Genomic DNA, 24,825 nt, shown 5'->3' with positions numbered 1-24,825 from the left:
AAGCAAGGCCGGCAACGGCAAGCAACGCGGCCGCGCGAACGGCATGACGTACAAGCGACAGCATCTGACTGGTCTCCTTCCATTTTTTTATCTGCTGATCTGCGACAGCGGTCAAACGATGTATTTGCGATAGCGGCTGATATAGTCTGCCGCTTCCCTCAGGCTCTGCCGCCGAATGGTCTCTGCGGCTTCGCCGTCGCGCCGGCGCAATGCCTGCAGCGCGGCGCGGTGATGTTCAAGGCCCAGGCGCGCCCTCCCCGGCAAGACGATGGCCCGGCGGATCACCGCCTGCGTACGCTCAAGGATGGAGTCCAGCATTTCCTGGATCACCGGGTTATTGGCGTTCTTGAAGACACGCTGGCGGAAGTTCTCGTAGCCCTCCAGGAAGAAGTCAAAGTCGCCTCTCTCCAAGGCCTGCTCCATCGGTGCGTCGAACAGTTCGATGAGGTCGTCCCACTCGCCCGGGGGGCATGTTCGGCCGCCAGCCGCACGCTCATGCCTTCCAGCGCTTCGCGCGCCGTGTAGATCTGCAGGATCTGCTCAAAGCTGATCCGCGTGACGACTGCCCCGCGATTCGGTATGCGCTCCACCAGCCCCCGTTGCTCAAGGGCGGCCAGAGCCTCCCTCACCTTGGGACGCGTCGTGCCGAATTCCTGGGCAAGTTCGAGCTCGACGAGCTTCGTGCCGGGAAGCAAGTCGTGGCTGGCAATTCTGGCCCGCAGCTCGCCCGCGATATCCGTTGCCGCTTCCGTCTTGACGCCCTCGGGCTGACTTTTCCCCTTGGGTCCTACCCCTTCCTGATCGCTCTTACCGATGCGGCCATGTTCGCGTACCTCGTGTTGTATGAACCCAATATAGGAGCTGTTAGCAAAATAGTAAACAATTTTGTATTCTGTTTTGATGACTAGATGGGTCGCAAGATGCGTTCGCGCGAACACTCTATAAGTAACTGATATACAAAGATATTTCTTCTTGTTCGAGGTGCGACTCGGGCTCACCAAGGTACCCAGACTCCAACAGATGCAGCTGCTCCCCTGCCGTTCAGCAGGGACAGCGCTGGTCACCTGGATGCGGAAGAACAACGCCGGAAACGACCGCAGCGCTCGGCGCTGACTCGCGGTGGCGCTATCAACGTATGGGCAGATGGACAGATGGCCCGAAGCCCGATGCGATGGGCATTCCGCACGTCATGGTGCCGGCGTTCAAACCAGTCCGAACCACCCCAGCACGGCACCCGCGGCAAGCAGCCACAGCAGGTGCACCCGGAAACGCCAGATGATCAGGGCGGTGAACACCGTCAACAGCCATAGCCGCCAGTCCCGCGCCGCGTTGTCGTGAACGCTGGACAGCGTCCAGGCCGTCGCGATCAGCAGCGCGATCACGATCGGTGCCATACCCTGCCGGAACGCCTGCACGCCGCGCAAGCCGCGGTTGCGGTGGCCCCACCGGGCAGCGACGTAGGCCAGCGTGGAACTGGGCAGCAGGATGCCGGACATGGTTAGCACCACGCCTAGCAGCGCCGTGGGGATGCCGCCCGCGTTCATGCCGATGTTCCATCCAAGCAGCGCGATAAACAGCACATTGGGACCCGGCGCTGCCTGGGCGATCGTCACCGATGCATTGAATTGACCGTCGTTGAGCCAGTGCTGCTGATCCACCAGGTAGCGGTGCATATCGGGCGCGGTAGTGATGGCGCCGCCGATCGACAGCAAGGACAGCGACAGGTAATGGGAGAACAGGCTCAGCCAGTCGCCCCACCCCAGCGTCAGCATCGGTGCCCCGCTCACGGTTTGAGCTTCCGGTAGCTGAGCAGGCAGGCGATGGTGCCCAGGCCCAGCAGCACGTAGACGAGCGGCCAGCGCAGCAGCGCAACCGCGCCGAAGCAACCGGCGCCCAGTGCGATGGCAAGCGGGCGGCCCAGCGGATTGGCACGCAGCGCGCTCAGCAGTTTGAGCCCGGTGGCCGCGAACAGCCCTGCGGCCACTGCCCCAGTGCCGCGCAGCGCGCCCGCCACGCCGGGATGATCGGCAAAGCGCGCGTGCAGCAGCTCTAGCAAAACCACCACCACCAGCGGCAGTGCAAGGATGCCCGCCAGCGCAGCCATCGCACCGGCCAGGCCGAACGAACGGCCGCCGATCATCAGCGCCATGTTGACCACGTTGGGACCCGGCATGATCTGCGCCACCGCCCAGTCCTCAACGAACTCCTCGCGCGTCAGCCAGCGCTTGCGCTCCACCAGTTCCTGTTGCACCACAGCCAGGACGCCGCCGAATCCTTGCAGACCCAGCAGGGTGAAGGTCACGAACAGGTCGGCGGGGAGCGGGGCTCGCGGCGGCCGGCGCCGCCTTCCGGCTGATTTGCACACATCGCGGATACGCCCTACTGCGTCTTGATGCCAAGTTGCTTGATGGTCTTGCCCCAGCGCGCCATGTCGGCCTCGACGATGCTGGCAAACCGCTCGCGCGGCATCGCTTCCACTTCAATCCCCTCGCCGCTGAGTCTCGCCACGACTTCAGGATCGTGCAGGATCTTGTCGACAGCATCATGCAGCTTCTGCACCACTGCCGGCGGCGTGCCGGCGGGCGCGAAAAAGCCATACCAGGGCGCGTATGCGAAACCCTTGATGCCCGCTTCCTCCATGGTCGGCAGGTTGGGCAATGCCGGCGAACGCTTCTTGCCCGAAGTGGCGATCGGACGGACCATGTCGGAATTGATAAAGGGCATCACAGCGGGAATCGTCAACAGCATGGACTGGATCTGGCCGGACACGAGCTCGGTCAGCGCCGGGCCGGAACCCTTGTACGGCACGTGCTGGAGCTGGGTCCCGGTCATCATGCCGAGCACTGCCATGGGCAAGTGGCCGGCGCTGCCGATGCCGCCGGAGCCATAGTTGATCGAGCCCGGCTTGGCCTTGGCCAGCGCCAGGAAATCGTCCATGGTCTTGACCGGCAAGGTCTTAGTCACCACCAGGACGTTTGGCGTGGCGCCAATATAGGCGACCGGCAAGATGTCGCGCTTGGTGTCGTAGGGAAGATGGCTATAGAGTGAATCGCTGAAGACCAGGCCCATGTGGTGGATCATCAGCGTGTAGCCATCGGGGGCGGCACGCGCCAGCATGGCCGTGGCGATGGTGCCACCAGCGCCGCCACGGTTATCAACGACAAAGGGCTGGCCAAGCTCGTGGCCCAGTTTCACCGCCATCACGCGCGCCACCAGGTCGACGGTGCCGCCCGCGGCGAATGGCGCCAGGATAGTGACCGGCTTGGCAGGCCAGTCGGCCGCGCGGGCCGGCGGCGTGGCGATTGCGGCGAGCAGCGACAAGCCCGTGCAAAAAACAGAGAGCTTCCGTAAGGACATGCTTGTCTCCTGGTACCACTTTTGCCGTGGTTATATTTCTGCCGTGCTGCAATGGCACATGCGCTAGAAGCGCTAGAACGCAAACCGGTAGCGCTCCACCTTCTCCTCGTCAAGTTCAACCCCAAGCCCGCAGCCGGTGGGAACGGCGGCCGCGCCGCTGCTCATATCGAGCTTGTGGGTCACGATGTCGTCCGCAGTCTTCAGCGGCCCAACGCATTCCAGCCCTTCCAGCACATCGGTGCTGGTGCATGCCAGCATGATTTCCGCCGCCGTGTTCACGCCCAGCCCGAACCCGTGTCCGATAACAACCTTCATGCCAGCCGCACTGGCGGTTTCCAGCATGCGCCTGCAGGTCAGGAAGCCGCCCTGCTTCATCACCTTGAGCTTGACGATATCGGCGCAGTTGGCGCGGATCACCGCGATCAGGCTGGCATGATCGGTGATCGATTCGTCGGCCATCACCGGGATGCCGATGGCCTGCCGCACCTTTGCCATGCCGGCAAGGTCGTCCTCAGCCACCGGCTGTTCCAGCAGTTGCAGGCCGATCGGTTCCAGCAAGCGGCCCAGCGCGATCGCCTCCTCGACGCTGTACCCGGCATTCGCATCGGCGCGCAGGGTCATGGTCGGCCCGACCGCGTCGCGCACCGCCGCAAGGCGATCGCGGTCGGCCTCGATGCCCCCGCCGACTTTGATCTTGGCCGAGCGGAAGCCGCGGTCAAACCATTTGCGGGCCTCCGCGGCCGCCTCGTCGGGCGGAACAATGCCAATCCATGCATTGAAGCGCACTGTATCGACCACAGCGCCGCCCAGATACTGGTGCACGGGGATATTGAGCCGGCGCGCCAACATGTCGACGCAGGCCATCTCAATCGCCGCCTTGGCGTCCAGGAAACCCGAGCGACCCTGGTTCATGCGCTGCATCACCTGATGCGGATTGCCGGCGTCGCAGTTCTGCACCAGCGGCGCGAGTTCGTCGCGGATGGCCAGCAGCGACTGCTCGATGGTTTCCACTGAATAGCCGGGAGAGGGATCGATATTGCCCAGCCCGATCGAACCGTCTTCCGCAGTAAGGCGTACTAGCGCGCTCTTCTGCACGGTCTTGGTGACATAAGCATTGCGAAAGCCGGGGCCGACCAGGGGCACGGCCACGCCGAATACCTCGACGCGGCGAATGGGAAGGTGCAAGCCATCCATGTTCACGACTCCAGCGCCATGCCGGCCGAGGCCGGGTCGAAGGCTTCGATGGCGGGACCCTTGATCTGGGTGCGATGCATGATGCGGGAGGCATTCGGATCAAATGCGTCGCGGCGGTGCAGCGTGCATCGGTTGTCCCAGAGGATCAGATCGTGCAATTGCCACTCCTGGCGGAAGGTGAACTCGGGCCGGGTGGCATGCTCCCATAGCGTGTCCAGCAACGCATTGCTTTCGGCAAGGTCCATGCCCAGCACATAGCTGTTGCGGCGGCGGCCGAGGAACAGCGCGGGGCGGCGGATATCGGGATGCGCGATGACCAGCGGATGATGCGCGCCCGGCGCTTCGCGCGGGTCGGTCACTTCCTTCATGCCCTTGCGCATCATGCCGGCGCTGTTGTAGGTGGCGTCGTGAATGGCGCGGCGTCCCAAAATCAACGCCTTGGTATGGTCTGGCAGGGTTTCATAGGCGAGGTACATATTCGACCAGAAGGTATCGCCACCGCCGGGCGGAATTTCAAGCGCGTGCAGCAACGCGGCGCGGGGCGGCCGCTCGACATAGGTCATGTCGCAATGCCACACCGCCTCGCCGTCGCCCAGATTTCCGATCGGCACGCCATCGACTTTGACATTGGAAATCACATTGATCTCGGGAAATTCGCTCAGGAAGGGCTTGCCGTAGGGGTTCGGCCCTGGCGGATCGAGTTCGCCGAACAGCCGGCTGAAGGCCAGCAGCTCCGGATCCGACAGCGCCTGACCACGAAAGCGCAGCACGAGGTGCCTGGCCCAGGCGTCGCGAAGCGCAGCCAGGACTGCGTCTTCGACCGGCTGGCGCAGGTCGATACCGCTAACTTCAGCGCCGAGACTGGATTGGAGCGGCGTCACGGAGATGCGTGTCATGGTGGCTGTCTATCCATGGTGAGTTGGAATGGTCCCAATATAGACCTCGCCCCCGATAGCGTAAATGATATAGATTACGCATCCAGCAATGCTGATTTCGTATCCCCTCCCCGTGCTATGCCATCTCTGCCGAACAGGCCGCTGCAGCGGCGCCATATCGAAGCCCTCGTCGCCGTGGGCGATAGCCACTCCGTGCATCGCGCAGCACGCGAGCTCGGCGTGCCGCAGCCCGTTCTGTCACGTCTGCTTGCCGAGGCGGAGAACCTGCTGGGCGCCCGCCTGTTCGAACGCTCCAGTCACGGCAGCATGCCAACCGCCCAAGGCAAGGCGGTGCTTTCCCAGGCGCGATTCGTACTGCGCGCGATCGAGCGGCTGAACGACGCCATCGCCGATCCGCAGCGCCGGCCGATCCAACTCGGTTGCATTCCGCGCGCCATGCACACCTTGATGCCCGGCCTGCTCGCCCGGCTCTATCCGGCGGTGCCGATGGATACGACGTCGGCGCAGGCCGCCGACACGCCCTACCAGTTCCGCGTGGTCGAAGGCAGTTCAAAGATGCTGTTCGACCAGATCGCCGCCGGGAGCCTGGATTTCGCCATCCTGCGCAGCACCACGCGCGACGACGGCGACGACCTGGTAGTGGAGCGCCTGTACGAGGAGCGCACGGTGATCGTCTGCGCGGCCGGTCACCCTACCATCCCGGCAGGCCCCATTCACCTGTCCCGCTTGGTCGGCCAGGGTTGGGCGCTACCCGACGCCGAGACCAGCTCGCGCGTGACCTTCGAAACGTTCTGGAACGAGCATGGCCTGCCCAGGATCCGGCCGGTGATCGAGACACGCTCCTTCGAGTCCAACCTGGCCCTGGTCGCAGGCACCAGCCTGGTCTCGATCGCGCCGGAATCCGTCGCCCGCAGCCATGTGGCGTTCGGACTGCTGCGCATCGTCAAGCTGCGGCGGCCACTTCCGGCGAACCCGGTGATGCTCGCCTTTAACCGCATGGCCATCGAGGATCCTTTGCTCAGCGGCTTTCGCGAGATGATTCACCAAACCGCGCGCGCGCGAATGAGCACGGCGCGGGCGGTGGCAGAATATGCAGACCACAGTACGGCGCTACGCTGATGGCGGCCTTGAAGCGCTTTTCAAGCGCTATTTCCTTCCAAGGTGTGTAAGCAGGGAGAAATAGGCCTCGACCCACTCGGGCGTTGGCTTGTAGCAGGCTCCGACGAGGCATCCGGTGCGATGTGGAAGTGCAGCAGCGCTGCGTTGACTTCCGGCAGGCCTCTACAGATCGGGGTCTACGTTCACCGCGCAGGTCACATCGATCTCAACGCACCCCTCCCAACTCAACTTCGTTGACGAAATTGCCCATCCAGCCGTCGCTCGGTTGCCGGCTCGCCCGCTAGTTCTCATCGCGTGCTCTGCCACGAAATTCGATCGCCCTGCTCCGGCCATGGACTATATCGCGGTGTCATGTGCGAGACCTTCCGGGCTCACGTGCAGACCGATGCGCAGCCCTGGTGATCATTCTCTCAACGCAACACGGCTTCATTCGGCCCGATGCGGAGCTCGCCCCTTACGATGTCCGCATGACCGCGGAGGGCTCGGCAGCCATGCTCTGCGATCTGTCGACCGGCGCCACTTGGCCTGAACAGGCCGCCTCTTCCTCGTGGACGGGATGCACTACCGTCGGCTGATGCGCGCGGCGGTCGAGCGCTCGGCATGCTCGTCGGGTAGCCACCGTTCGCCGACGATCATGGAAACCAGCGGCGGCATCGGCATGCAGCGCTCGCAGCTGGGCCAGTATGTGGATGGCCTAGCCGTCCAGTTGTCGGAGAAAGTCGGGCGACATCCCAACGGCCGGCCCTGCTTTCGCCGCGCCGGCCGGTTGTCGGTGAACGTTTACACTTGGGGGCTGGGCTACTTGATAGTGGCCCACTTCGGCGGAATGCCGGGCAGGTGTCGATGGGAATGGATGAGTCCATTTCCAATAATTTGACATAAGATTGTGGGCATTTTAGATGTAGCGGCTAAGCGGAAATGTCTCCTTTTGGCTAACCTCAGATTAAGCTTGACGGCTTCCAGCGCCACGGAGCCGGTTATGCCAGCAGGAGCCAATACCATGACCATGCGGCAAGTCGCCTGAAGACGGAGCGGTTCGGCCTCCGTTACTCATAGCAATATCGACCGCGACTACGCGCCCGACTGGCACACCTTCACCATGGCGTCGACGACGCGATCGAGATTGCCGGTGTTCAATGCCGCAACGCAAATCCGGCCCGTATCGACGCCGTAGATGCTGAACTCGTTGCGCAGCCGTTGCATCTGCACAGGCGTCAGGCCGGTATAGCTGAACATGCCGTTCTGCCGCAAAACGAATTCAATATCTCGCGTGAACCCGGCTTCCTTGAGTTTGTCAACCAGCGCATTCCGCATCGTCCTGATGCGAACGCGCATGGCGCCGAGCTCTTCCACCCACCTGGCGCGAAGGGTCGGTGAAGATAGCACCGTCGAACCCATTGCGGCTACCGCTACTGGACCAAAGCCAGGCGCCTGCATTTCCCACCGCTGCGGCGCGAAGAGTTGCTGCTGGAGATCATGCGCTTCTGTGCAGACACAAACCTACTGGAGTGCCCCCCGACCCTGAGGACGGAGACCGCCAGCAGGTGATAGAAGAGATGCTCGACGCCCGCTATCCGCGCTATGCCCGCCTCAAGCGCAAGCCGCATCGAGCATGAGCATGGTGGCGACCTTCTTTCCAGAGCCACACGGCGGCGGCGAGCATCTGTCCACCTGGTTTCACCCCGCTAACCTGAAGGCTATGTCCGCCTCGAAGAGGCGGTAGGGGTGCGGGGAAAGCGGAATATCGCGGTAGGAATGCTCATTGCTGGGCACCCCCGCACAGATCCCGGCGTGCCCAATTCAGGCACCGGGCTCCCACCTTGGGTGTTTGACGGCGAATCTGTCGCTGGGCCACGGATGAAGAATTCGAGGTCTCGGGAGCCAGTCATCGGCGAGCCGGGTCATCCGCGCCCACGTCATGGCATCTTTCTGGCTGCGCCGCCGCAGCGAGCGCCGCCAGAGATTGGTAACGTGATAACGAAATGCCACGAGCGCCCGCGAGTTCGTAGGAACCGCGTGGTACGCAAAATAGCCGCGTACCACTTGCCTGAGCCAGTGCCCTTGGATGGGTATTGGTTCATGCATGCGCCGCCGTAACTCCTCCTTAATTTGCCTGAGTTTCGCCTGCATGCGGTCGCCACGGGTCTTCCGCTGAAGCTGGAAGGCACCGCGACGGGATTTGCCACAGATATAGACGAGGCCCAGGAACGAGAAGGTCTCCGGTCGGCCAAGACCATGCCGCTTGCGCCTGCCCGCTGCATTGCGGCCAAACTCAAGCAGCCGCGTCTTGTCCGGGTGAAGCACCAGCGAGAACTCCTCCAACCTCAGTCGCATCGCATCCCAGAAGTGCCGCGCGTCAGCTTCGTGCTCAAAGCCGACCACCACATCATCCGCGTACCGCGAGATGATGACGTTGCCCTTGGCTTCGCGCCGTCGCCACCGGTTAGCCCAGAGATCGAAGACGTAGTGCAGATAGACGTTCGCGAGCAGGGGCGAAATCACAGCCCCCTGTGGCGTGCCTTCTTCACTGACGCTCCATTCTCCGTCCTCCAGGACGCCCGCCTTGAGCCACTTGCGCACAAGGCGGATGATGCGTGGATCGCCAATCCGGTGCTCCATGAATCGGATCAGCCAATCCTGGCTGACCGAGTCGAAGAAGCTCCGAATGTCGGCGTCTAAAATCCAGTTCACCGGGGTGCTGGTGATCGCCGTTGCCAGCGCGTCCAGCGCATCGTGCTGGCTACGCCCGGGCCGGAACCCGTACGAGAAACCGAGGAAATCTGTCTCGTATATCCCGTTGAGCACGTCAACCACCGCGCGCTGGACAATCTTATCCTCCAGCGCCGCAATCCCCAACGGACGCTGCTTGCCATCCGGCTTCGGTATGTACTGCCGCCGAACGGGCAGCGCCCGATACGCTCCGCTCTGTACTTGCGCGTGCAAGCGCTGGAGATGTTCTTCCAGTCCCGCCTCGTAGTACCGCCACGTCACGCCGTCCACTCCGGGGGCCGCATTGCGTTTAAGCGCAAAGAACGAATCCCGAAGCCTGTCGATCGTGATATGGTGCATAAGCGCGGTAAACCGTTCCTTCTTCCGCTGCTTTGCCGCTTGCCGTACACGTTCCAACCCCTGTGACACGCTTGCCCGGTTCTGTGCCCGGCGCGTGTGTGGCTGACCCGTGTTCCCCTTGGTCCCCGCCCTTGGCTCCACCCACTCCGCAGCCCGTTTCCAGGCCTTGTTCGCGGGCTTCGTCGCTACTATGGCGGAGTCTGACTTCTCCCGTCCGTGCATCATCGGCTTTGGCTCCTCGCCTTCCCGATGCGGACCCGTCCGTACTGCGACTGGCCAGACGGGAGATCTCCCGGTTCCCGCACAAGGAGCGTCCGCACGTGCCAGGGTCTCAGACCACGCCGGGTCGTCGGAGCGCTCGCGAAAGCGCGCCCCGCCGTGTTGCCTTCCGCGTACTGAACCGCGTTGGCACCCGGGATATATCTATCGCGGCTCGATGGCTGGCCCATACGCTCCCCTACCGACGCTTCGCCGACGACCTCACGGTCGCCTGCGCACGGCTCGGGGCCGATGTGGCTCGCTATTCCTTCATCGTAGTGGACTTGCACCACCAACTCCTTGCCGGTCTCCCGGCGCACTCAGTATATAAATGCGGTCATGACACCCGTCGACAGCCTCTGGTTCACCAATCCCACTCTCGCCTACGCCGATTGGCAGCGCCGCGAGGCAGCCGGCGCGGACCAGCGCCCTTTCGCGGCCCGCTCGATCATCCAGCATCAGGCCATGTTCGAGCATTTCCGGCGTCATCTGCTCGACGCCGACACCACCGTGGCCACGTTCGGCCCAGACCATATCGATACCTTCTGGCAGGCGCCCGACGCGCGCGGCTACAGTACCGCCACGCGCATGCGCTATCTGAAACTGCTGGACCGGTTGTGTCGCCACTTGGTTGCCATCGGCGTGCGCAAGAGCAATCCAGCCGGTCAATTGGTCCGCGACGGTCATTGGCCGAAGGCCGAGCCGGACCCCATCTACCTGCCAGAGGATGCGGATGCCCGCCTGCAGGCTTGGGTGCAGCCGCACGCAGGGGATGATCCGGCGGCCTTGCGCAACCGCGCCATCGTGGCGCTCTTCCTCGGTACCGGCGTCACGGCATTGGAAGGCCGCACGGCTCGCCGGGAGGACCTGCAGCCCGATGCTGGCCCGCCCTACCTGCGCGTGCCAGCCCACGGCGCGCGTGATACCCGCACGATCCCCTCACCGCGTTCGCGGTGCCGATCCTGACCGAGTGGTGCGTTCGCCGGAAGACCCTTCCGGTCGTTGGCGACCTCGTGTTCTCACTCCAGGCCAGCGGCGAGGCGATCACTGATATGAGCCTTGGCAAGATCGTGCGAGCGGCGCTCCTCGCGATCGACTTCGAAGCTCAGGACATGAGCCCGCGGGTGCTGCGCAACACCTACTGCCGGCGGCTGCTACTTGCCGGGCGCAACCGCGATGAAGTCGGCAAGCTGCTTGGGCTGGCCAGCACGCGAACCTGCGACCGGATCAGGGCCACCATTGATGCTCAGTTGTAAGTGTTGGTATCCCCAAGTCCCACATACCGCATAGAGTTTGCTATTCTCGCGAACGCCTCTACGGCGACATATCAACGAGTAACCAGACAAAGAAATCCATGGCAACCAAAGCGAAAGCTGTCGTAAAGACCCCGGCCAAGCCTGCCGCCAAGAAGGCAGCGCCGGCCAAGAAGGCAGTAGCACCGGCAAAGAAGGCCGCTGCGGCTGCACCGGTGGCGAAGCCGCTGAAGGAAACCTTCACCAAGGCGAGCTTGCTGGCCCACCTGGTCGCCCAGACCGAGCTGGACGCCAAGACCGTCAAGACCGTGCTGGCACATCTGGAAAACACGGTCCTGAGCGCGGTGCACAAGAAGGGTGCGGGCGAGTTCACGCTCCCTGGCCTGCTCAAGGTCACTGCCCTGCAAGTGGCGGCGACCAAGAAGCGCTTCGGCAAGAACCCGTTCACCGGTGAGGACCAGTGGTTCGCGGCCAAGCCGGCCACCGTTAAGGTGAAGGTGCGCCCGCTGAAGAAGCTGAAGGACGCCGCCGCGCTGTAAGCCGGAACCGGCATGTAGCACGAAGGGAGCCCGCGCGGCTCCCTTTTGTATTCGACGCGGAGATGCGAATTTAGCCTCTCAGGGTTGGAAATTGGCGCCGACGGCCCAAAGCCTGGTGGCAGAGCACCACTTCTTAAGGCTCGATGCGCCTCAGGCGGCGAACAGCAGATCCTCTTGGTAGGCGTAGGCGGCAGCGTGCTTCCACGCCAACTGGGCACCCGATCCTCTTGGTGGAGCACGCGACAGGCCATTGATCACCGGCTTCGCCGTCGATGAACCGTCCCGCAACGTCGCCATCGGGGACGCCGGCCGCAGCCATCTGCGGCCGCAGGGCGGCGTCCAGATCAGTCATTCATATCGGAAATTCGGCGAAAAAAATGGCGCCCCGGAAGGAGCGCCATGCGGTGGAACAAAATAGGGCCTAGAGCGGGCTGGGTGCTGCTGGCTGTTTCGTGTGGTACTCAACAACCAGGCGTGCGGGCGAGGCCTTGGGTGGCTTGGCCGGTCTCGCCTGCGCCTGCGGAAACACTGCAGCTGCTGCTCGCAAGGCAATCAAAAGCACAAGAAGAAGGACCGGGAATTTCATGGGATCAATGGGGAGGACGGAGCAGCCCCTATGGGGCATGCCCCATCGGGTTAAACAAGCGCTTAGGCCGCGAGGGCCGCCACGTCGATCACTGCATCGGCCTCGTCGACTGAGTCGGGGGTGTGCGAGATGAAGAACTCACGCTGATACCCGCCCTGGCGAAGCACTTCGCGCTTCATCTGCATGAAGGCGCGTTTGCGACCCGGGTCCAACGGCCCGTCTGCCTCGTCGGTAAAAGGGTCTGGAAGACCTGCCCCGTGTCCCGCGCTCGGTAGAGCGCAATGCCGCGGGTCAGGCACTCGTTGATCCAGATCTTTTGGCCGCCAGACATGACAGTGAAGCTTTTCGATTCGCCGCTATCGCCATCCTGCACAGCGATTTCGAACCCCTCGCGCTTCTCGCCATTGGCCAGCGCAGTCTGCGTCTGGATCGCGATAGTGAATCGCGGTCCGTAACAAGCCAGCAACAGGTCATTCACGGTCCGCGTCAGCTCGGGACCCGCGTCATCGATGGATAGCGCGATGACGCCATCATTGCCGAGGGCTTTCGCCAACAGCTTCCATACGGCAATGCGATCGGACAGCGCTTGCGCCCTGCCCTGCGCCGCCGGCAGACCTGCCAACTCCGCCTCAAGCCGCTCCACTTCCGCCGCCAGCGTGCTTTGCTGGCGGATGAGCGCCTCGACACGGGCATCCAGGGCCGCAACAGCCTCCCGGCTGGCAGTCACTTGGCGATCCAGCTGGGCCAGCTTGCCGGTCACGTCTTCCGTGGCCAGCGTCGCCAACTCCCGCTGCACCGCAGCGGACTGCGATTCCACGTCGGCCAGATCCCGGGCATGCCGGGTCTGACGCGCCGCTTCCTCTTCAGCCAGCGTCGCAATATCACGTGTTGCCTGGGCCAAGCCCTCCCGGGCGGCCTCCAGCAATGGCAGCTTGACGGCCAGCGCCGTCAGGCGCTGCAGCTCTCGCTCCTGTTGCACCATGCCGGCCTGCAGCGTGGTGTGGGCGGCACGGGCGCTAGCCAGGGTGGCCAAGGCAAGATCCATTGGCTTCTTGGCCTCCAGCTTGGCGCGGTAGCTGCTCCGAAGGTCTGTCACCAGCACCACCTGGCGGTCCAGCTTCGCTTTCGCGTCGCGGGCCTGGCCCAGCAACGGGCACGCAGCATGCATGGGATGGTCCGCACACGGCACGGTCCCAATGACAACCGCTTGCCCCTTGAGACCCTTCGCCAGCTGCGCCTCGGTGGCGCCGCGGGCTTCCAGGCCTGCCAGCTCAGTGGAAAGGGATGCATGCGCCAGTCGTACGGCTTCCAGCTCCGTGACCGACTTCTGCAGCTTTGTGAGCTCGGCCTGACTGCGGCCGATCTCCATCTGCACGGCATCGCGCCGACCCACCGCGGCAGTGATCGCATCACCATCGGCAAGCGTCGCCGTGCGGGCGATGACCTGGCTATCCAGCTCGCGCCGGCGCGAGGCTGCGCGACTGCCGGCAGCCTTGTCATCGGCCACCAGCTGGCGGTCGCGCGACGTCAATTCGCTTTGGCGCTGCGTCAAGCTCCCGCAAGCGGGCTTCGACAGCGGCGCCGGCGGACTGCTTGGCCGCCAGCGTGGCCCGTTCCTGCAGCAACTGGCGCCGTTGGCAGTCTCGCGCTCCCGCGCTTCCCGCTCAGCACCCAGGCGTTCGCCGATCTGCCTAATCTCCCCGGCCAGCACGGAACCGCGATCGCGCTTGCCCATGAGGGCAACCACATCGCCTTGGAGGGCATCCAGATGGCGGCCAAGCAGCTTGGCCACTTCGCCGGCCTTCGCCGACAGCTCCCGAAGGTGCTCGATGCCCAGCAGCTCGGCCAGCAGCTTCTTGATCTCGCCGGTCTGGTAGCTGGCCAGCGGACGCCGGTTCTGCGCAGAAAACACGCTCGTGAAGAACGCTTCGGGCGAACCCATGACCCCTTCCAGACAACGGTTGTAGGTATCGGCCTTCCCATCGGAGACAGTCCCGTCCGGCAAGCGGAGCGGCACATCATTGCCAGCAGCGTCGCGCTCGAACAGGTAGTACTCTGCCTTGCGCGTCTTGCCAGAGTTACGGAAAGAGAATGCCGACCGGTAAGTCTTGCCGCCGTGCTCCCAGACCAGTTCCTTCTCAGCGCGCGGGGCGCAGAGATGGTCCCAGTAAGAAAACGCGTCCGCAGACATCTTAGAGGCATGGCTGGGCATGATCGGGTACGGATGGAGGTTGTCCATCAGCGTCGTCTTGCCGGCCCCGTTCGGGCCCACCAACGCGATCAAGCCGGTTGGCAGGTCGCTCAGGTCCAGGGTAACGCTATCGCGGCGCATGCCGTCGCGCACTCCATGGAATCCCGAAAGGGTCAGCTTCAGCGGGCGCATGACAGCTCCTCATCGGTCTGCATGTAGGCCATGTAGTTGCCAGGCAATTCCAGCAACCCGGACTCATCCACGGGCATTTCCGGTAACAGAGCGGACACCGGTGGCGTTTCCGCTTCCGGCAGTCCCTGCAACGCACGCTCAACCGAACCTACCGCGGCGGCGTACTGCTTGCCAACCAGGTTGGCTACTTCCGGCCAAGTGCGGCAGCCGGTCAGGATCTTCAGCTCACGCTCGCTCCACTGGCTGGTCAGCCCGTTGGACAGGGACCAGAGCAGCTGCTGCAGCGCCAGTGACGGTGCCACAGAGAACCAGCCGTGGCCACCGTCGGTATGCAATGCCATAAGCAGGATGTGGTCCCGCTGCGCAATCACGGCACCCCGTCCCGCGCCGAAAGGCTGGAACAGCGTGCTGCGTGTGAAGCCGTGGCCGTTTGTGACACGCGCGGCCATTTCCGACGCGGCGATGGCAGCGTCAAACGTATGGGTCCATTCCGGGCCGGCAGGATAGAGAATCATGATGCACTCCAAATGGGACGGAGTGCGCCCCTGACGGGAAGCACCCGTCAGGGTCAAGGGAAGAAGATGGATACAGCGGGTCGATGCGTCAAAGACGCGGGGAAAACCGGGTTTCGATAACCCCGTAGGGCTATCGGAACATGGCTTGCATGCTCAAAGGTTAGGCCGGCTCGCCGGCAAACAGATCGTCGGACAGCCAATCGAGCGCTGGCGCGGTAGCAAGCGTAGGTGCTGGCGCTGGCGGTGCGAATGCCGGCCCCGCCGGGGCAGGAGCAGCGCTCACCACCGGCACAACCGCGTCCGCCAGTTCGGCAAGCTCCAGATCCACGATGGCCTGAGCGTCCAGGCTCTCCAGCACGGGCAGATAGTCCAACAGACGGGAGGTATCAACCGCGGCGAGCTCGCCCCAGCGTTCCACCTTCTCGGCCAGCGTCGCAGCCCGGCTGATGCCCTCGGCACGGCTTCGTACCGCTGGCAAGACCCGGCCTTCCAGCTTCAGCTCGGCGGCTGCGCCGAACAGCGCGCAGATTGCGTCACGATCCACCAGTTGACGGTGCTCTTCATCGATCGTCCACCGGATGCGGATGAACTTGTCGTCGGCAGTTGCGGCCGCCAAGGCAAGCTGGTCCATGTCAGGCGGACCATTGAAGTCGATGCAGACCGTTTCCCGAGCTGGCGTCACGACCGGCGTGGCCACCGCATTGCCTGGTGCCACCGACCATTGGAGGTAGGACTTCTCACCTTCCTCTCCGTAATGAAAGCGTCCGATCGATCCCGGATACGCGACGACTCGCCCCTCCCGCTCCCATTGCTGGCAGCGGTGGATGTGGCCCAGTAGGAAGGCATCGCATTCCGCCGCGAACAGGGATCCGAGCGTGAACTCGTGATCGAAGCCTGCCATCGGCACGCCGTGCTCGGTGAGACAGCCATTCACCGTGCCATGGGACACACCGACCGTCCGGATGCCGAAGCCACGCAGCTGTTGATTCACGGCGCCGATGGCAACCAGGAACGTAGATAAATGGTCCCCCAGGGCCGTAGCGGCCGCGGCAACACCGACCACCGACGCCAGCATGGCCTTGTTGACCGTCGGGACGCAGGTAAAGACCACGTCCGGCAGTCCGCCGGCCACCAGCCGGTCCAGTTCGAGCCGGCTGAACAGCGGTCCCTCCGACGGGATGAAGACGCCCGCACGCAGCGCCACCTGGTGGATGCGATCCGCGACATAGACCGGATACCGTGCCCCGATGAGGCGGAACAGGTCCAGCGTGCCCGGCGGCTCATGACTAAAAGTCCCCTGCGCCATGAAGGCAGGCATAAAGGCCAGCGCGGTGATGATCACGATCAGGATGATCGTTGCGCGCCGATTGAAACGAGACGCGCGTTGCTGCATCAACTGCGGAGTGGTCTTCAGCAAGTCCTCCGAAACGGTATGCAGCATCTTCGACAGGTCGCTCTCGTACTCTGCGATGTCCTGAATCCGGTAGCTGGTATCCCGGTCGAATAGGCCGGTGTCGAAGACCTTGCCGCCTTCGTTGGGCGCATACTCCAGGTTGAGCTCGATGCGCTCGATGTGATACGCTAGGTACGGGTAGGCATTGGCACGCATCAGCACCAGCCCGTCCAACAGGTTGCGTGCATCCCCACCGAACTTCTTGGTCACTGCGGAAAGCCCCGCCAGGAACTGCGCGCTCTGAAAGCGGCGGAAGAAATCGAACGCGAGCATCCGTCGATCCAGCCACCCGCGATAGCGCCCCACATAGCGGGTCAGTGCCCGAACAATCCAGACGCCGGCGGCAACTTCGGCCAACACGAGCAACCACCCCCAATGCCGCAAGAAGGTCGAGGCGTGATGGAAGGTGGATGCAATGGGACCGTACTGGCTCACATCCAGCATCGCGCTGAACGACTTGTCGATGGCCGGGCCGATCAGGAGGGCCAGGGCACCGAGATAGGCGTGCAGGATCAACACCGTCATGACCACGCCGGCTAGCGTCATGGCAATGCCAGCGCGCGCCTCGCCCAAGGCACTAAGGTTGCGCGAGAGCGTCTCCAGGCCCTCCCGAATGTCGCCACCCTCTTCCGCGACGGCAAGAATGGGAATGTCCTCGTCAGGCACGGTGCCCCGGAAGATCTCGGTCAGACGCGAGCGCTGCATCTGGCCGTCGATCCCTTCGGACCGCGCAAGCCAGTGTGCCGCGAGCACCCCTACCGGCTCGCCGACGCGTCGCGCCGCATCCTTGGCGAAATGGTTGGAGACCGGCTCCCCCGGCATATGAAGAATCCGTTTCGCCAGATCGCCGTAGTACGTCGCTCGCATGCTGCGGAAGCGATACTTGGCCCAGAACAGGCGATCCATGAAGACCTGATCGCCTGCCTTCAGCATCGGGCCACCGAGCTTGCGTTGGGCCACCCCAACCAGCCACTGTGCAAGTTTGTTGAACATGCCGATCCCCTCAGTGCTTTTCGCCGCGCGCACGCTGGCGGGCAAGTCTGGCTTCGTAGGCGTCGAGCGAGCACAGACGCTCCGCCTCACGCGGGTCCACCACGCCGGCAAAGACCTTGTACATGGCGACCTCGAACACGGTTTTCCCGGTGCTGTCTGGCACGTCGAAGCCGACCTGGCGCTTGCTGCGCTGGTAAGCCGCCAACTCGATGTTCTTGGCGTCGCGGATATAGGCCAGGTCCTGCTCGTCGGGCTCGAACATCTCGGCCACCACGGTCCTGCCGCGGGCGCCGTTCAGCTCCGGCAGATTCGGACGCTGGCAAAGCTCGCACCCTTGCGGGTTCCGCAGCCGGATGCCTTCGATATCGAAGCGGAAGAGGCGCTCAATCTGCTGCAGCTTTCTCGCGCCGATCGCCTCCTTCATCGCCGTGTGCCGGAGGCCACAACTGCAGGTCTTCGGCATCAATGCCTGATAGACGTACAGATTGATGAAACCGGGCGTGGCGAGGACGCTGCGTGGAATGCGCAGTTCACCGTCCGACAGCCGGTCCGCCGCCGTCAGCGCACTCGGCGCGTGGACTGTCGTCAGCGCGCGCAGCCCCGCGCCCGCCACGTCCCGAAACAGGCCCGCCGATTCGTGGTCACGGAGTTCCCCCACCATCACAAAATGCGGGTTCATCCGCTTGATCTGGCGCTTGGCCGCGATAAAGGGATCTTCATCCCGGTTCGCACCGTCGAGCGTGCGCGACACGGAGAAGTGGTGCGTGCCCTTGGCAAGCAGCTCCACCGGATCCTCGATGGCCATCTTGTTCATCCACCCCGGCTGTCGCTGCATGATCGCGTGGGCCGTGGTGGTCTTGCCCGAGCCAACGACGCCAACGAGAACAGTGCCGCCACCGAGGTGCATCGTGTTTCGGTCCAGCAGATGGGCCTGCTGTTCGAAGTACCCCAGGTCCTTGACGAAATCCACCTCCAGCGATTGCGCTTCTTCCCGGTGCATCCGCATCACGGTCACATGGCCCGTTGCGCTCTGCATCGAGGCCCAGCGAAACACGAGAGCCTCACCGTCAATGCGGGTGCGGATACTGGTCTGTTGCGGCAGGCTCCGGCTGAACACCCCTTGCGAGCCGCCCTTGCCCTTCTGCCAGATATGGGACAGGGTATCGAGCATCACCCCCGTCTCCATCCGGAACTCTGCGGGCGCAACGAGATAGCCGTCGATGGCGAACCGGATCTGCGAATGCGTGCCCTGGTCCTCCACCTCCCAATGGATGTCGGACGCCTTTTCGCGCAGCGCAAAGCGGGCCGCGGCCTCAAAGTTGTGCCAGAGGGCGCTTGCCGGGCGCCGGCGGCCGAGCGCGTGATCGATCTCGACGCCACCTCGGGGATCAACGCTGCCCCGGGACAGGGCAACCATGACTTGCGTGGCCGCGACGTGGGTGGCGGGCGATGCCTGGTCATACAGCAGGCGCGCCTGCCGCATGATCTCCTCGGCCTCGTCCGACGTGGCCATGTCGCGGGACACCACCAGCGCGAATTGTCCACGCGAGCCGGGCCCGGCGGCGGGCTCGACCAGCACTGGACAAATGGCGTGCCGCAGCGAGGGCGCCATGTCGAGTTCGTCGTAGAGCGTCCTGACAAACACGGGAAGGTCGTCCACCGTACCAATTTCTTCCACCGCCCCATGGGGTGTGGCGGCCACGGGGGCACCTGCGCCCCCTAAGCTCGGCTCCCTCGAAGGCGACTGCGCGGCAAAGCCCGGCGCGGCGCCGGTAAGGACGGTCACACCGCCTACGCCGGCCACGTTGGCATCTGCGCGGTCGCGCCTGCTGAACAGTCCCATCACGGCGCCCCTCACCGTTGGGCCACGGACGCAGGCGCTGCCATCGGCGGCGTCGAGATCGTCGGCTGCAGTTGCGGCGCCGGCAGAGGCGTCTGGGGCGGCGGGAACCCCGGCATCATGGCGGGAACGGGTGCCGGCAGCGGCGCGGTTTGCCTGGCTTGCCCCGCCTCGGCACCCCCGTCCCGCCGGGAATCCAGCAGTACAGCCGCGTCGTCCTGCACCAACGGGGCAAACACCTTGGTTTTGCCTCGCGCGAACGTCGTGCCGGCCTCGGTGATGTCGGCAACGGTAAAGCCCCGCCAATTCGCGCCAACCCGCGCAGGGTAGACCTGATCGCCCCAACGCACGTAGCTGCGCAGGGTCACGGCGCCGCCGGCAGCGCGCCCATCGACGCCATAAAGGGCGATCGTCTGCGGGGAGCGCTCGTGTACCTTGCCGGTCGCGGCGCCAGCAGGGGCCGCAGACAGGGCCGGGGGCGGCGCCGTCTTGGCAAGGTCCTGCTCGAGTTTCTGCAGCGCAACCTTGCCGTCGGCCTCGATCAGCTTCTGGGTGAGCGACCGGTCATCATCGGCAACGGCCGCGCCGCAGGCAAGGAGAGCGACCAGCGCCGCGCTCGCGCGGCGGTATGTCATCGGATAAGCACGCATTTCAGTCTTCCTTCTCAGTTGCGCGCAAAGGCATCGCCCTTGACCGTCAACATGAATTTCGATTGCTTAATGTCAGGAACCGCGTTCAGGTTCACGGCCAGCTCAATGGTCTTCACCACGACCTGCGGGCCGAACCCCTTGAACTCACTCAGGTTGCGTAGCGGACCGGTGATTTCCCAGGCACCGGATACAACCGGATGCGCCAGGGAAGTGGCCCCTTCCGCGGGCACCGTGCCAAAAATGGCCACCTCCTTGAGTTCCGCCTTGGCCGAGACCGGCCATAGCGCCTGCAGCTGGGACCCGAAGTGAACCCTCAGGTCCATGGCCGTGGGGAGCGTCTCCAGCACCGTCGCAAGGGGTGTCCTGGCGCCCAGGGGAATTGCGCCGGCACCGAGGCCTTGGTGTCGCCAGCCAGGAAAGTCGGTGCACCAAAGTGATCCGGCAGCGCGTCCAGGAACGTCCGATTCGTCAGGCCCTTGGCGCCCTGCTGAATCTCATAAGTCAGCACGCACGGTGTCTCCGGCGTGGTCACGTCATGGCAAACGATGGTCGTAAGCGTCCAGCCCCCGATCTGCAACGGCGCCGAATCGGCAAACCAGCGATACCATGCGGCCATCGCGGCGCCGGCCGGGGCGACCGGCATCGCCGCCCGTTGGGCCAGGTCCTCGGCATAGCGCTCCGCGGGCGACTTCTGGGGCGGCGGCGGATGCAACCGGCGCTGGTAAGCGTCATACTCCGCCCTTGCCATATTTCCACCCGGCGGCGCCCACCAGCGCGAGCACCGCGAGCAGCAGCAGCCGCTTACGCTGCGAGGTGGCGCCCGGCTTCTTCAGCAGCGCCCCCGGGCCGGCTTGCGAGGCCAGGGCTTCCAGCGCGAACGGAATGTGGGTAATCCGGCGATCGTTCGGCAGCAGGGCCATCAGTTCCGGCGCGTTGCCCACCAGCTTGAAGTCACCATCGCACTTCGTCGGGAACTCGGCCGCAAGCTGGGCGAGCGTCTTCTCGTCGTGCACCACCTGATCGAAGCCCACGCGCGGGCGGCCTTTGACGATGCCGCAGACCAGATAGATCGGTGGCTGGCCAGGCGCGTCCAGGCGGAACACAAAGAACGCATTGGGCACGACGTCAGGGATGCGGGCCAGCGTGGCAGCCCCTGAGTACAGCTTGTCCTTGATCTTGGCCTGGCCGTCAGCGGCGTCCAGATAGCCCATGTGAAGCGACTGATCCTCGTGCCAGATACGCGTGGCCTTAACCTCCCGCGCAATATTGGCCGCCAGCGTCGCGGGCGCACCGCTGCCGGTCAGCGTGCGCCACTGCATGCCGAAAACCAGCTTTTTGCCGTGGATGTCGAGAATCATTGCGCTGGGGCCTCGCCCTGATCTTCAATCATCACGGTGGCCAAGACCAACGTCAGGGTGCGGGACTTCGTCGCGGTGAGCGAGCCGCCGGCGATCGTCGGGAGCAAGTCCGCGAGTGTGCGGTGCGTCATCTGCGTATCCGTCTGATCGAACGCGGTCACGATCACCGTCTGCCCGTTGCGCACAATCAAGTCCTGCGCCGGAATGCCCTTGGCAATCGTCTTTGGCACTTGCACGGACTGCTGATTCACGCCGCTGCCCGAGGTGAACGTCTGGATCGGGCCGTCGAGGGCCGACTGGTCGAATGCCAACGTCAGGTTGACGTCGTCGCGTGAAGTCGCATCCGGAAACACCGTGAGCTTGAAGCCGACGGTACCCGTGGACGTGGTGATGCCCGGTGTACCGCCGGTCCCGCCAACTGTCGATGCCGCCGGCGTGGTGGCCGACACATAGGCAAACTCGCGACGGTTGTTGTACTGCGCTGCGTGGCGGTTACGCATCGCCAGCGGAACAGCAACGGACGTCGTAACAGTGCCGTACTGCTTCAGCGCAGTCACGATCGCCTGCGTGCCATTCCATCCGCCCGAGGTGATCCCAAGGCCAAAGCTGCCGGCACTGGACGAAACCAGCGACGCTGGCGAAAGCGCACTGAAGGTGAAGCCCGGCACACGGTCCAGCGCCTTGGTGAGCACGGCATTCCAGTCCATCCCAGCCTCGCCGTTGTCGGTGATCGTGAAATCGACCGTCTGGAACTTCAGGTAGACCATCCGCGAATAGATAGCGATCTGGCGACGCACGATTTCGTCGGCCGCGTCGACGGCTTCTTTCGTATCACGCAGCGTCAGAATGCCGGTGGCTGGGTTGATCTCGGCGCTGCCCACCATCGACATGGCTGGCACGATGCTCTTCTTGATACCGTCCAGGTCATCAATGTCCTTGCTCTCCGACTTCACCGCACCGTCAATCTTCGCTGTCTGCCCGGCGCTACCCCCAGAACTACCGCTCGCGCCGCGGGCGCTTTCCTTGAACTCCGTGGTAAATGAACTGGTGCCCGACTTCATCGGCAACTGCCAGGTCTTGGTAGTAAGGCGGTAGAAGCGGATCACGCCCTTGGAGGCGCTGTATTCCCAATTGATGCCCAGGCGCGTCGCAATCAGATCGAGCATGTTGGCGAGCGGCATTTTCTCGCTGTTCTTGAATTCAACGTTCAACGCGCTTTCCACCAGCGGTGTCACTTGAGCCATGCTGGGAGTGCCGCCCAACAGGCCGGTCGGAAGCGGAGCACCAAGGGCAGGTGCCTGGCCCAGCACGGGCATCGCCTGCGGCATCGCGCCCCCGGCCTGCTGATTGCGCGACAAGCTGCCCGGCCTGCGACATCATGCTGCGCGGCAGCAACATGCTTGCCGGGAGATAGACATCCGATTCGACCTTCACCGGGATCCCGGTCGCCATCGTGATGCGCTGCCCGGCTACCGCCAGCGGCGTGACGCGCTCGGGAAAGATCACCCATGTGTCGACGTTGTTGCGCAACGCGAGCGGGAGGGTGACGTTTCGCGCTGTGGGAACCGCCCTGCCCACGAGGAAAGGCTTGGACACTTCCTGTTCAGCCTCAACGGCGGCGCGGTCGCGGCGCATCCGGGCATAGAGCGCGACTAGTCATTGCATCGCCTTGGGCCCGGGTGTCCTCGGCAGCCTGCCTGGTATCCTCGAGCAGGCGCGGCGAGACGCAACCGGCCAGTGTCGAACATACGAGCAAGGCGACGGCGGTGGGTCGAAAGATTCGGTTCATTTGCATTCTGGCCTTACTGAGTCAGGTCGCACTTGGTGGTCAGCTTCACTACGCGCACCATGTTGTTGGAGTGGAAGCACGGCTTCACTTTGTAGTCGGTGAGTTCGGTCGCCTCCAAGACGTGACGCACCGCTGCCTTAAAGTCACCTTGGAACGAGTCGTTCCCCACAATCGGAAGATCCTTATCGAGTTCCCACGGTGCGGCCGTCCACCCTGCACGGGTAGCCCACGCCTCGATCAGCTGCCGGTAGTTCCCGTCCGTCGCCGACACGGTCCAGGCGGCAGGCGCCGCAGCGTTGCTCGCCACGACAGTTGCAGCCCCTGCCGACGCCGCACCGACTTGCGACGTGGCCAAAACAGGCGGACCCGACGCGGGGGCGATATCGCTAGCGGCGGGCACCGCCGGCCCCGCCGCCTTGGAGGACTTCGCCTTCGTGTTTGCAGCGAGACGCTGCCAGCCATCGCCCTTGAGCGGCGCCGCGGGCTCGAAGTTGCCTGTCGGTTCAATGCCGAACGGCGTCGCGGACGGCACGGCCGCATGGGCACCGAGACACACGTACAACGCGCTCACGGCAAGAACAGTCCGGCTCAACCGGCGCATCTGATCAATAGGAAGCATGACTTGTTACCTTCGGTTATCTAGTGGCTTGGTTGGCCGGTGCTGCGCGCTGGAGCGTGCTGTAGATACGGTTGATGTACTTGAGACGCTTATCCGGTGAGGCCGCGTTGTAGGCTCCCACCGCATCCCAAGTTGGCCCGTATCGATCCAGGTTCTCTCGCAGAATCCACGCGCCGATATAGGCATTCGTGCAAGGCTCGAACAGCGACTGGCGGGTGATGCCGAATCGGGCGAGCCTTGGCAGATGCACCGTGTTGATTTGCATCAGACCGATATCCTCGCTGCCGTTGGTGTTGCGATTGATGGCATCGGCCCGCATCCCAGACTCGTGCTGCGCGATGCCGCGCAGTAACACCGGACTCACATGGTGGAACGCAGCGGCATCGTCCAGGCAGTCCGCCCAGCCGAAGCTCGGTCCACAGAGGGAGAGCACCAGAGCCACCAGCGGCGACACCCGCTTGAGCAGACGCGTCATGACGCCGCCCGCTCATAGAAACGGACTTCTGGCTGGCGGGTCACGTTGACCGTCTTGCCGTCAGCCGTCACCATCAGACGAGCGCTGATGCCGTTGTATTTGTAGTACCGGTCCTTGTGCTCACCATTCGACTGGTTGGCCTCATCCCGCACCGACACCGCGATCAACGATTGGCGGAAACTCAGGTAGGTGGCCCCGTCCTTCTCGAAGACGCGTTCCAAGCCAACCGCGTTATCGCGGGGGAATTGATAGGCAATGCCGGGCACCCTTGCGACCTCAACAGCCTTGCCCCCACCACGCACAGTGAACCGGTCGGCGGTGCGGAAGGACAACACCTTCTCGGCTTCATTCCAATCGGTATCGATCTCGCGCCCGCCCTCACCCTGCACCAGCAGGTTCGTCGGCTTCGCCGGGAAGCGCATCTCAATGCGACCGGCCCTGTTGTCGCGAATGGCCTCCGCGTTAAAGGCGGCGTTAAG

The 24,825-nt window shown here is 63.9% G+C and carries 23 protein-coding genes and 3 pseudogenes; 5 read left to right on the top strand and 21 right to left on the bottom strand.

The features are described from left to right. Positions 1–111: 111 nt before the first annotated feature. The 7 genes from OMK73_RS01490 to OMK73_RS01460 all read right to left on the bottom strand — a co-directional run bounded on the left by OMK73_RS01490 (position 112) and on the right by OMK73_RS01460 (position 5,447). Positions 112–411 carry an FCD domain-containing protein gene (locus OMK73_RS01490; RefSeq protein WP_267600382.1) on the bottom strand — a complete coding sequence of 100 codons (300 nt, stop codon included), beginning with the start codon at positions 409–411 and terminating at the stop codon, positions 112–114. After that, a complete protein-coding gene (locus tag OMK73_RS01485) occupies positions 327–938 on the bottom strand; it encodes a GntR family transcriptional regulator (protein WP_267600701.1) in 612 nt (203 codons plus the stop codon). The genes OMK73_RS01490 and OMK73_RS01485 overlap by 85 nt, the downstream gene beginning before the upstream one ends. A gap of 264 nt (positions 939–1,202) precedes the next feature. Then, entirely contained in the window at positions 1,203–1,787 is a 585-nt protein-coding gene (locus tag OMK73_RS01480; protein ID WP_420715428.1) for a chromate transporter, read from the bottom strand. Continuing rightward, a complete protein-coding gene (locus tag OMK73_RS01475; protein WP_420715427.1) occupies positions 1,784–2,302 on the bottom strand; it encodes a chromate transporter in 519 nt (172 codons plus the stop codon). Before OMK73_RS01475 ends, OMK73_RS01480 begins: the two co-directional genes overlap by 4 nt. A gap of 77 nt (positions 2,303–2,379) precedes the next feature. Further along, a complete protein-coding gene (locus OMK73_RS01470) occupies positions 2,380–3,357 on the bottom strand; it encodes a Bug family tripartite tricarboxylate transporter substrate binding protein (protein ID WP_267600379.1) in 978 nt (325 codons plus the stop codon). 72 nt (positions 3,358–3,429) lie between these two features. Further along, positions 3,430–4,551 carry a mandelate racemase/muconate lactonizing enzyme family protein gene (locus OMK73_RS01465; RefSeq protein WP_267600378.1) on the bottom strand — a complete coding sequence of 374 codons (1,122 nt, stop codon included), beginning with the start codon at positions 4,549–4,551 and terminating at the stop codon, positions 3,430–3,432. Positions 4,552–4,553: 2 nt separating this feature from the next. Further along, positions 4,554–5,447, bottom strand: coding sequence for a TauD/TfdA dioxygenase family protein (locus tag OMK73_RS01460; RefSeq protein WP_267600377.1), 894 nt, complete (start codon positions 5,445–5,447; stop codon positions 4,554–4,556). A gap of 117 nt (positions 5,448–5,564) precedes the next feature. Between OMK73_RS01460 and OMK73_RS01455 the strand changes: the two genes are divergently transcribed. After that, the gene (locus OMK73_RS01455) at positions 5,565–6,566 is read left to right on the top strand and encodes a LysR family transcriptional regulator (protein ID WP_267600376.1); all 1,002 of its coding nucleotides are present in this window, start codon (positions 5,565–5,567) and stop codon (positions 6,564–6,566) included. 1,071 nt (positions 6,567–7,637) lie between these two features. Here the strand turns inward: OMK73_RS01455 and OMK73_RS01450 are convergent. Both OMK73_RS01450 and ltrA read right to left on the bottom strand, forming a co-directional pair. After that, positions 7,638–7,955: pseudogene (locus OMK73_RS01450) on the bottom strand (aminotransferase class I/II-fold pyridoxal phosphate-dependent enzyme); the annotation flags it as partial. 411 nt (positions 7,956–8,366) lie between these two features. Continuing rightward, positions 8,367–9,857: a group II intron reverse transcriptase/maturase gene (ltrA, locus tag OMK73_RS01445; RefSeq protein WP_420715446.1), complete on the bottom strand. Its 1,491-nt coding sequence runs from the start codon at positions 9,855–9,857 to the stop codon at positions 8,367–8,369. A 375-nt stretch (positions 9,858–10,232) separates the two neighbouring features. Here ltrA and OMK73_RS01440 point away from each other — a divergent pair, with 375 nt between their 5' ends. The 3 genes from OMK73_RS01440 (at position 10,233) to OMK73_RS01435 (ending at position 11,685) form a co-directional block, all read left to right on the top strand. Next, positions 10,233–10,859 carry a hypothetical protein gene (locus OMK73_RS01440; RefSeq protein WP_324291639.1) on the top strand — a complete coding sequence of 209 codons (627 nt, stop codon included), beginning with the start codon at positions 10,233–10,235 and terminating at the stop codon, positions 10,857–10,859. Continuing rightward, complete coding sequence (locus tag OMK73_RS38035) at positions 10,847–11,149, top strand: hypothetical protein (RefSeq protein WP_324291638.1); 303 nt, start codon at positions 10,847–10,849, stop codon at positions 11,147–11,149. Before OMK73_RS01440 ends, OMK73_RS38035 begins: the two co-directional genes overlap by 13 nt. A 98-nt stretch (positions 11,150–11,247) precedes the next feature. Continuing rightward, positions 11,248–11,685, top strand: coding sequence for an HU family DNA-binding protein (locus tag OMK73_RS01435; protein ID WP_267600375.1), 438 nt, complete (start codon positions 11,248–11,250; stop codon positions 11,683–11,685). Between the two features lie 648 nt (positions 11,686–12,333). Here OMK73_RS01435 and OMK73_RS01430 read toward each other — a convergent pair. From OMK73_RS01430 to OMK73_RS01390, 9 genes and pseudogenes are all read right to left on the bottom strand, one after another. Beyond that, a pseudogene (locus OMK73_RS01430) lies at positions 12,334–14,654 on the bottom strand (SMC family ATPase). Beyond that, entirely contained in the window at positions 14,642–15,169 is a 528-nt protein-coding gene (locus OMK73_RS01425; protein WP_267600374.1) for a hypothetical protein, read from the bottom strand. The pseudogene OMK73_RS01430 and the gene OMK73_RS01425 overlap by 13 nt, the downstream one beginning before the upstream one ends. Before the next feature lie 160 nt (positions 15,170–15,329). Next, positions 15,330–16,487, bottom strand: a pseudogene (locus tag OMK73_RS38660) (metallophosphoesterase family protein); the annotation flags it as partial. 1,138 nt (positions 16,488–17,625) lie between these two features. Next, on the bottom strand, positions 17,626–19,458 hold the full coding sequence (locus OMK73_RS01415; RefSeq protein WP_267600373.1) for an ATPase, T2SS/T4P/T4SS family: 1,833 nt from the start codon (positions 19,456–19,458) through the stop codon (positions 17,626–17,628). A gap of 11 nt (positions 19,459–19,469) precedes the next feature. Continuing rightward, positions 19,470–20,105 (bottom strand): hypothetical protein, encoded by a 636-nt coding sequence (locus OMK73_RS01410; protein ID WP_267600372.1) that lies wholly within the window; start codon positions 20,103–20,105, stop codon positions 19,470–19,472. 14 nt (positions 20,106–20,119) lie between these two features. Beyond that, entirely contained in the window at positions 20,120–20,452 is a 333-nt protein-coding gene (locus OMK73_RS01405; protein WP_267600371.1) for a hypothetical protein, read from the bottom strand. Continuing rightward, a complete protein-coding gene (locus OMK73_RS01400; RefSeq protein WP_267600370.1) occupies positions 20,419–20,853 on the bottom strand; it encodes a hypothetical protein in 435 nt (144 codons plus the stop codon). The genes OMK73_RS01405 and OMK73_RS01400 overlap by 34 nt, the downstream gene beginning before the upstream one ends. Then, entirely contained in the window at positions 20,834–21,463 is a 630-nt protein-coding gene (locus OMK73_RS01395; protein ID WP_267600369.1) for a hypothetical protein, read from the bottom strand. Before OMK73_RS01395 ends, OMK73_RS01400 begins: the two co-directional genes overlap by 20 nt. Further along, complete coding sequence (locus tag OMK73_RS01390) at positions 21,460–22,791, bottom strand: protein PilN (protein ID WP_267600368.1); 1,332 nt, start codon at positions 22,789–22,791, stop codon at positions 21,460–21,462. The genes OMK73_RS01395 and OMK73_RS01390 overlap by 4 nt, the downstream gene beginning before the upstream one ends. A 19-nt stretch (positions 22,792–22,810) precedes the next feature. Between OMK73_RS01390 and OMK73_RS01385 the strand changes: the two genes are divergently transcribed. Next, positions 22,811–23,119, top strand: a complete 309-nt coding sequence (locus OMK73_RS01385; protein WP_267600367.1) for a hypothetical protein — start codon at positions 22,811–22,813, stop codon at positions 23,117–23,119. A 146-nt stretch (positions 23,120–23,265) separates the two neighbouring features. Here the strand turns inward: OMK73_RS01385 and OMK73_RS01380 are convergent, their stop codons facing one another. The 3 genes from OMK73_RS01380 to OMK73_RS01370 are packed head-to-tail and all read right to left on the bottom strand — an operon-like array spanning position 23,266 to position 24,768. Next, positions 23,266–23,871, bottom strand: coding sequence for a toxin co-regulated pilus biosynthesis Q family protein (locus tag OMK73_RS01380; protein ID WP_267600366.1), 606 nt, complete (start codon positions 23,869–23,871; stop codon positions 23,266–23,268). Between the two features lie 16 nt (positions 23,872–23,887). Further along, complete coding sequence (locus OMK73_RS01375) at positions 23,888–24,346, bottom strand: lytic transglycosylase domain-containing protein (RefSeq protein ID WP_267600365.1); 459 nt, start codon at positions 24,344–24,346, stop codon at positions 23,888–23,890. Continuing rightward, complete coding sequence (locus OMK73_RS01370) at positions 24,343–24,768, bottom strand: hypothetical protein (protein ID WP_267600364.1); 426 nt, start codon at positions 24,766–24,768, stop codon at positions 24,343–24,345. The genes OMK73_RS01375 and OMK73_RS01370 overlap by 4 nt, the downstream gene beginning before the upstream one ends. Positions 24,769–24,825 lie beyond the last annotated feature (57 nt).

Origin of the sequence: Cupriavidus sp. D39, from assembly GCF_026627925.1 — a bacterium.
Taxonomy (GTDB): Bacteria; Pseudomonadota; Gammaproteobacteria; order Burkholderiales; family Burkholderiaceae; genus Cupriavidus; species Cupriavidus ulmosensis.
The sequence above is the reverse complement of the archived record's forward strand: the minus strand, read 5'-3'. Positions and strand labels throughout refer to the sequence as shown.

What these genes read in the sequence shown, in the direction of transcription:
- OMK73_RS01470 (WP_267600379.1), bottom strand. Translation starts at nt 3,357, where the DNA reads ATGTCCTTACGGAAGCTCTCTGTTTTTTGCACGGGCTTGTCGCTGCTC.
- OMK73_RS01465 (WP_267600378.1), bottom strand. Translation starts at nt 4,551, where the DNA reads ATGGATGGCTTGCACCTTCCCATTCGCCGCGTCGAGGTATTCGGCGTG.
- OMK73_RS01460 (WP_267600377.1), bottom strand. Translation starts at nt 5,447, where the DNA reads ATGACACGCATCTCCGTGACGCCGCTCCAATCCAGTCTCGGCGCTGAA.
- OMK73_RS01455 (WP_267600376.1), top strand. Translation starts at nt 5,565, where the DNA reads ATGCCATCTCTGCCGAACAGGCCGCTGCAGCGGCGCCATATCGAAGCC.
- ltrA (WP_420715446.1), bottom strand. Translation starts at nt 9,857, where the DNA reads ATGCACGGACGGGAGAAGTCAGACTCCGCCATAGTAGCGACGAAGCCC.
- OMK73_RS01440 (WP_324291639.1), top strand. Translation starts at nt 10,233, where the DNA reads ATGACACCCGTCGACAGCCTCTGGTTCACCAATCCCACTCTCGCCTAC.
- OMK73_RS01435 (WP_267600375.1), top strand. Translation starts at nt 11,248, where the DNA reads ATGGCAACCAAAGCGAAAGCTGTCGTAAAGACCCCGGCCAAGCCTGCC.
- OMK73_RS01425 (WP_267600374.1), bottom strand. Translation starts at nt 15,169, where the DNA reads ATGATTCTCTATCCTGCCGGCCCGGAATGGACCCATACGTTTGACGCT.
- OMK73_RS01415 (WP_267600373.1), bottom strand. Translation starts at nt 19,458, where the DNA reads ATGGGACTGTTCAGCAGGCGCGACCGCGCAGATGCCAACGTGGCCGGC.
- OMK73_RS01410 (WP_267600372.1), bottom strand. Translation starts at nt 20,105, where the DNA reads ATGCGTGCTTATCCGATGACATACCGCCGCGCGAGCGCGGCGCTGGTC.
- OMK73_RS01400 (WP_267600370.1), bottom strand. Translation starts at nt 20,853, where the DNA reads ATGGCAAGGGCGGAGTATGACGCTTACCAGCGCCGGTTGCATCCGCCG.
- OMK73_RS01395 (WP_267600369.1), bottom strand. Translation starts at nt 21,463, where the DNA reads ATGATTCTCGACATCCACGGCAAAAAGCTGGTTTTCGGCATGCAGTGG.
- OMK73_RS01390 (WP_267600368.1), bottom strand. Translation starts at nt 22,791, where the DNA reads ATGCCGCAGGCGATGCCCGTGCTGGGCCAGGCACCTGCCCTTGGTGCT.
- OMK73_RS01380 (WP_267600366.1), bottom strand. Translation starts at nt 23,871, where the DNA reads ATGCTTCCTATTGATCAGATGCGCCGGTTGAGCCGGACTGTTCTTGCC.
- OMK73_RS01375 (WP_267600365.1), bottom strand. Translation starts at nt 24,346, where the DNA reads ATGACGCGTCTGCTCAAGCGGGTGTCGCCGCTGGTGGCTCTGGTGCTC.
- OMK73_RS01370 (WP_267600364.1), bottom strand. Translation starts at nt 24,768, where the DNA reads ATGCGCTTCCCGGCGAAGCCGACGAACCTGCTGGTGCAGGGTGAGGGC.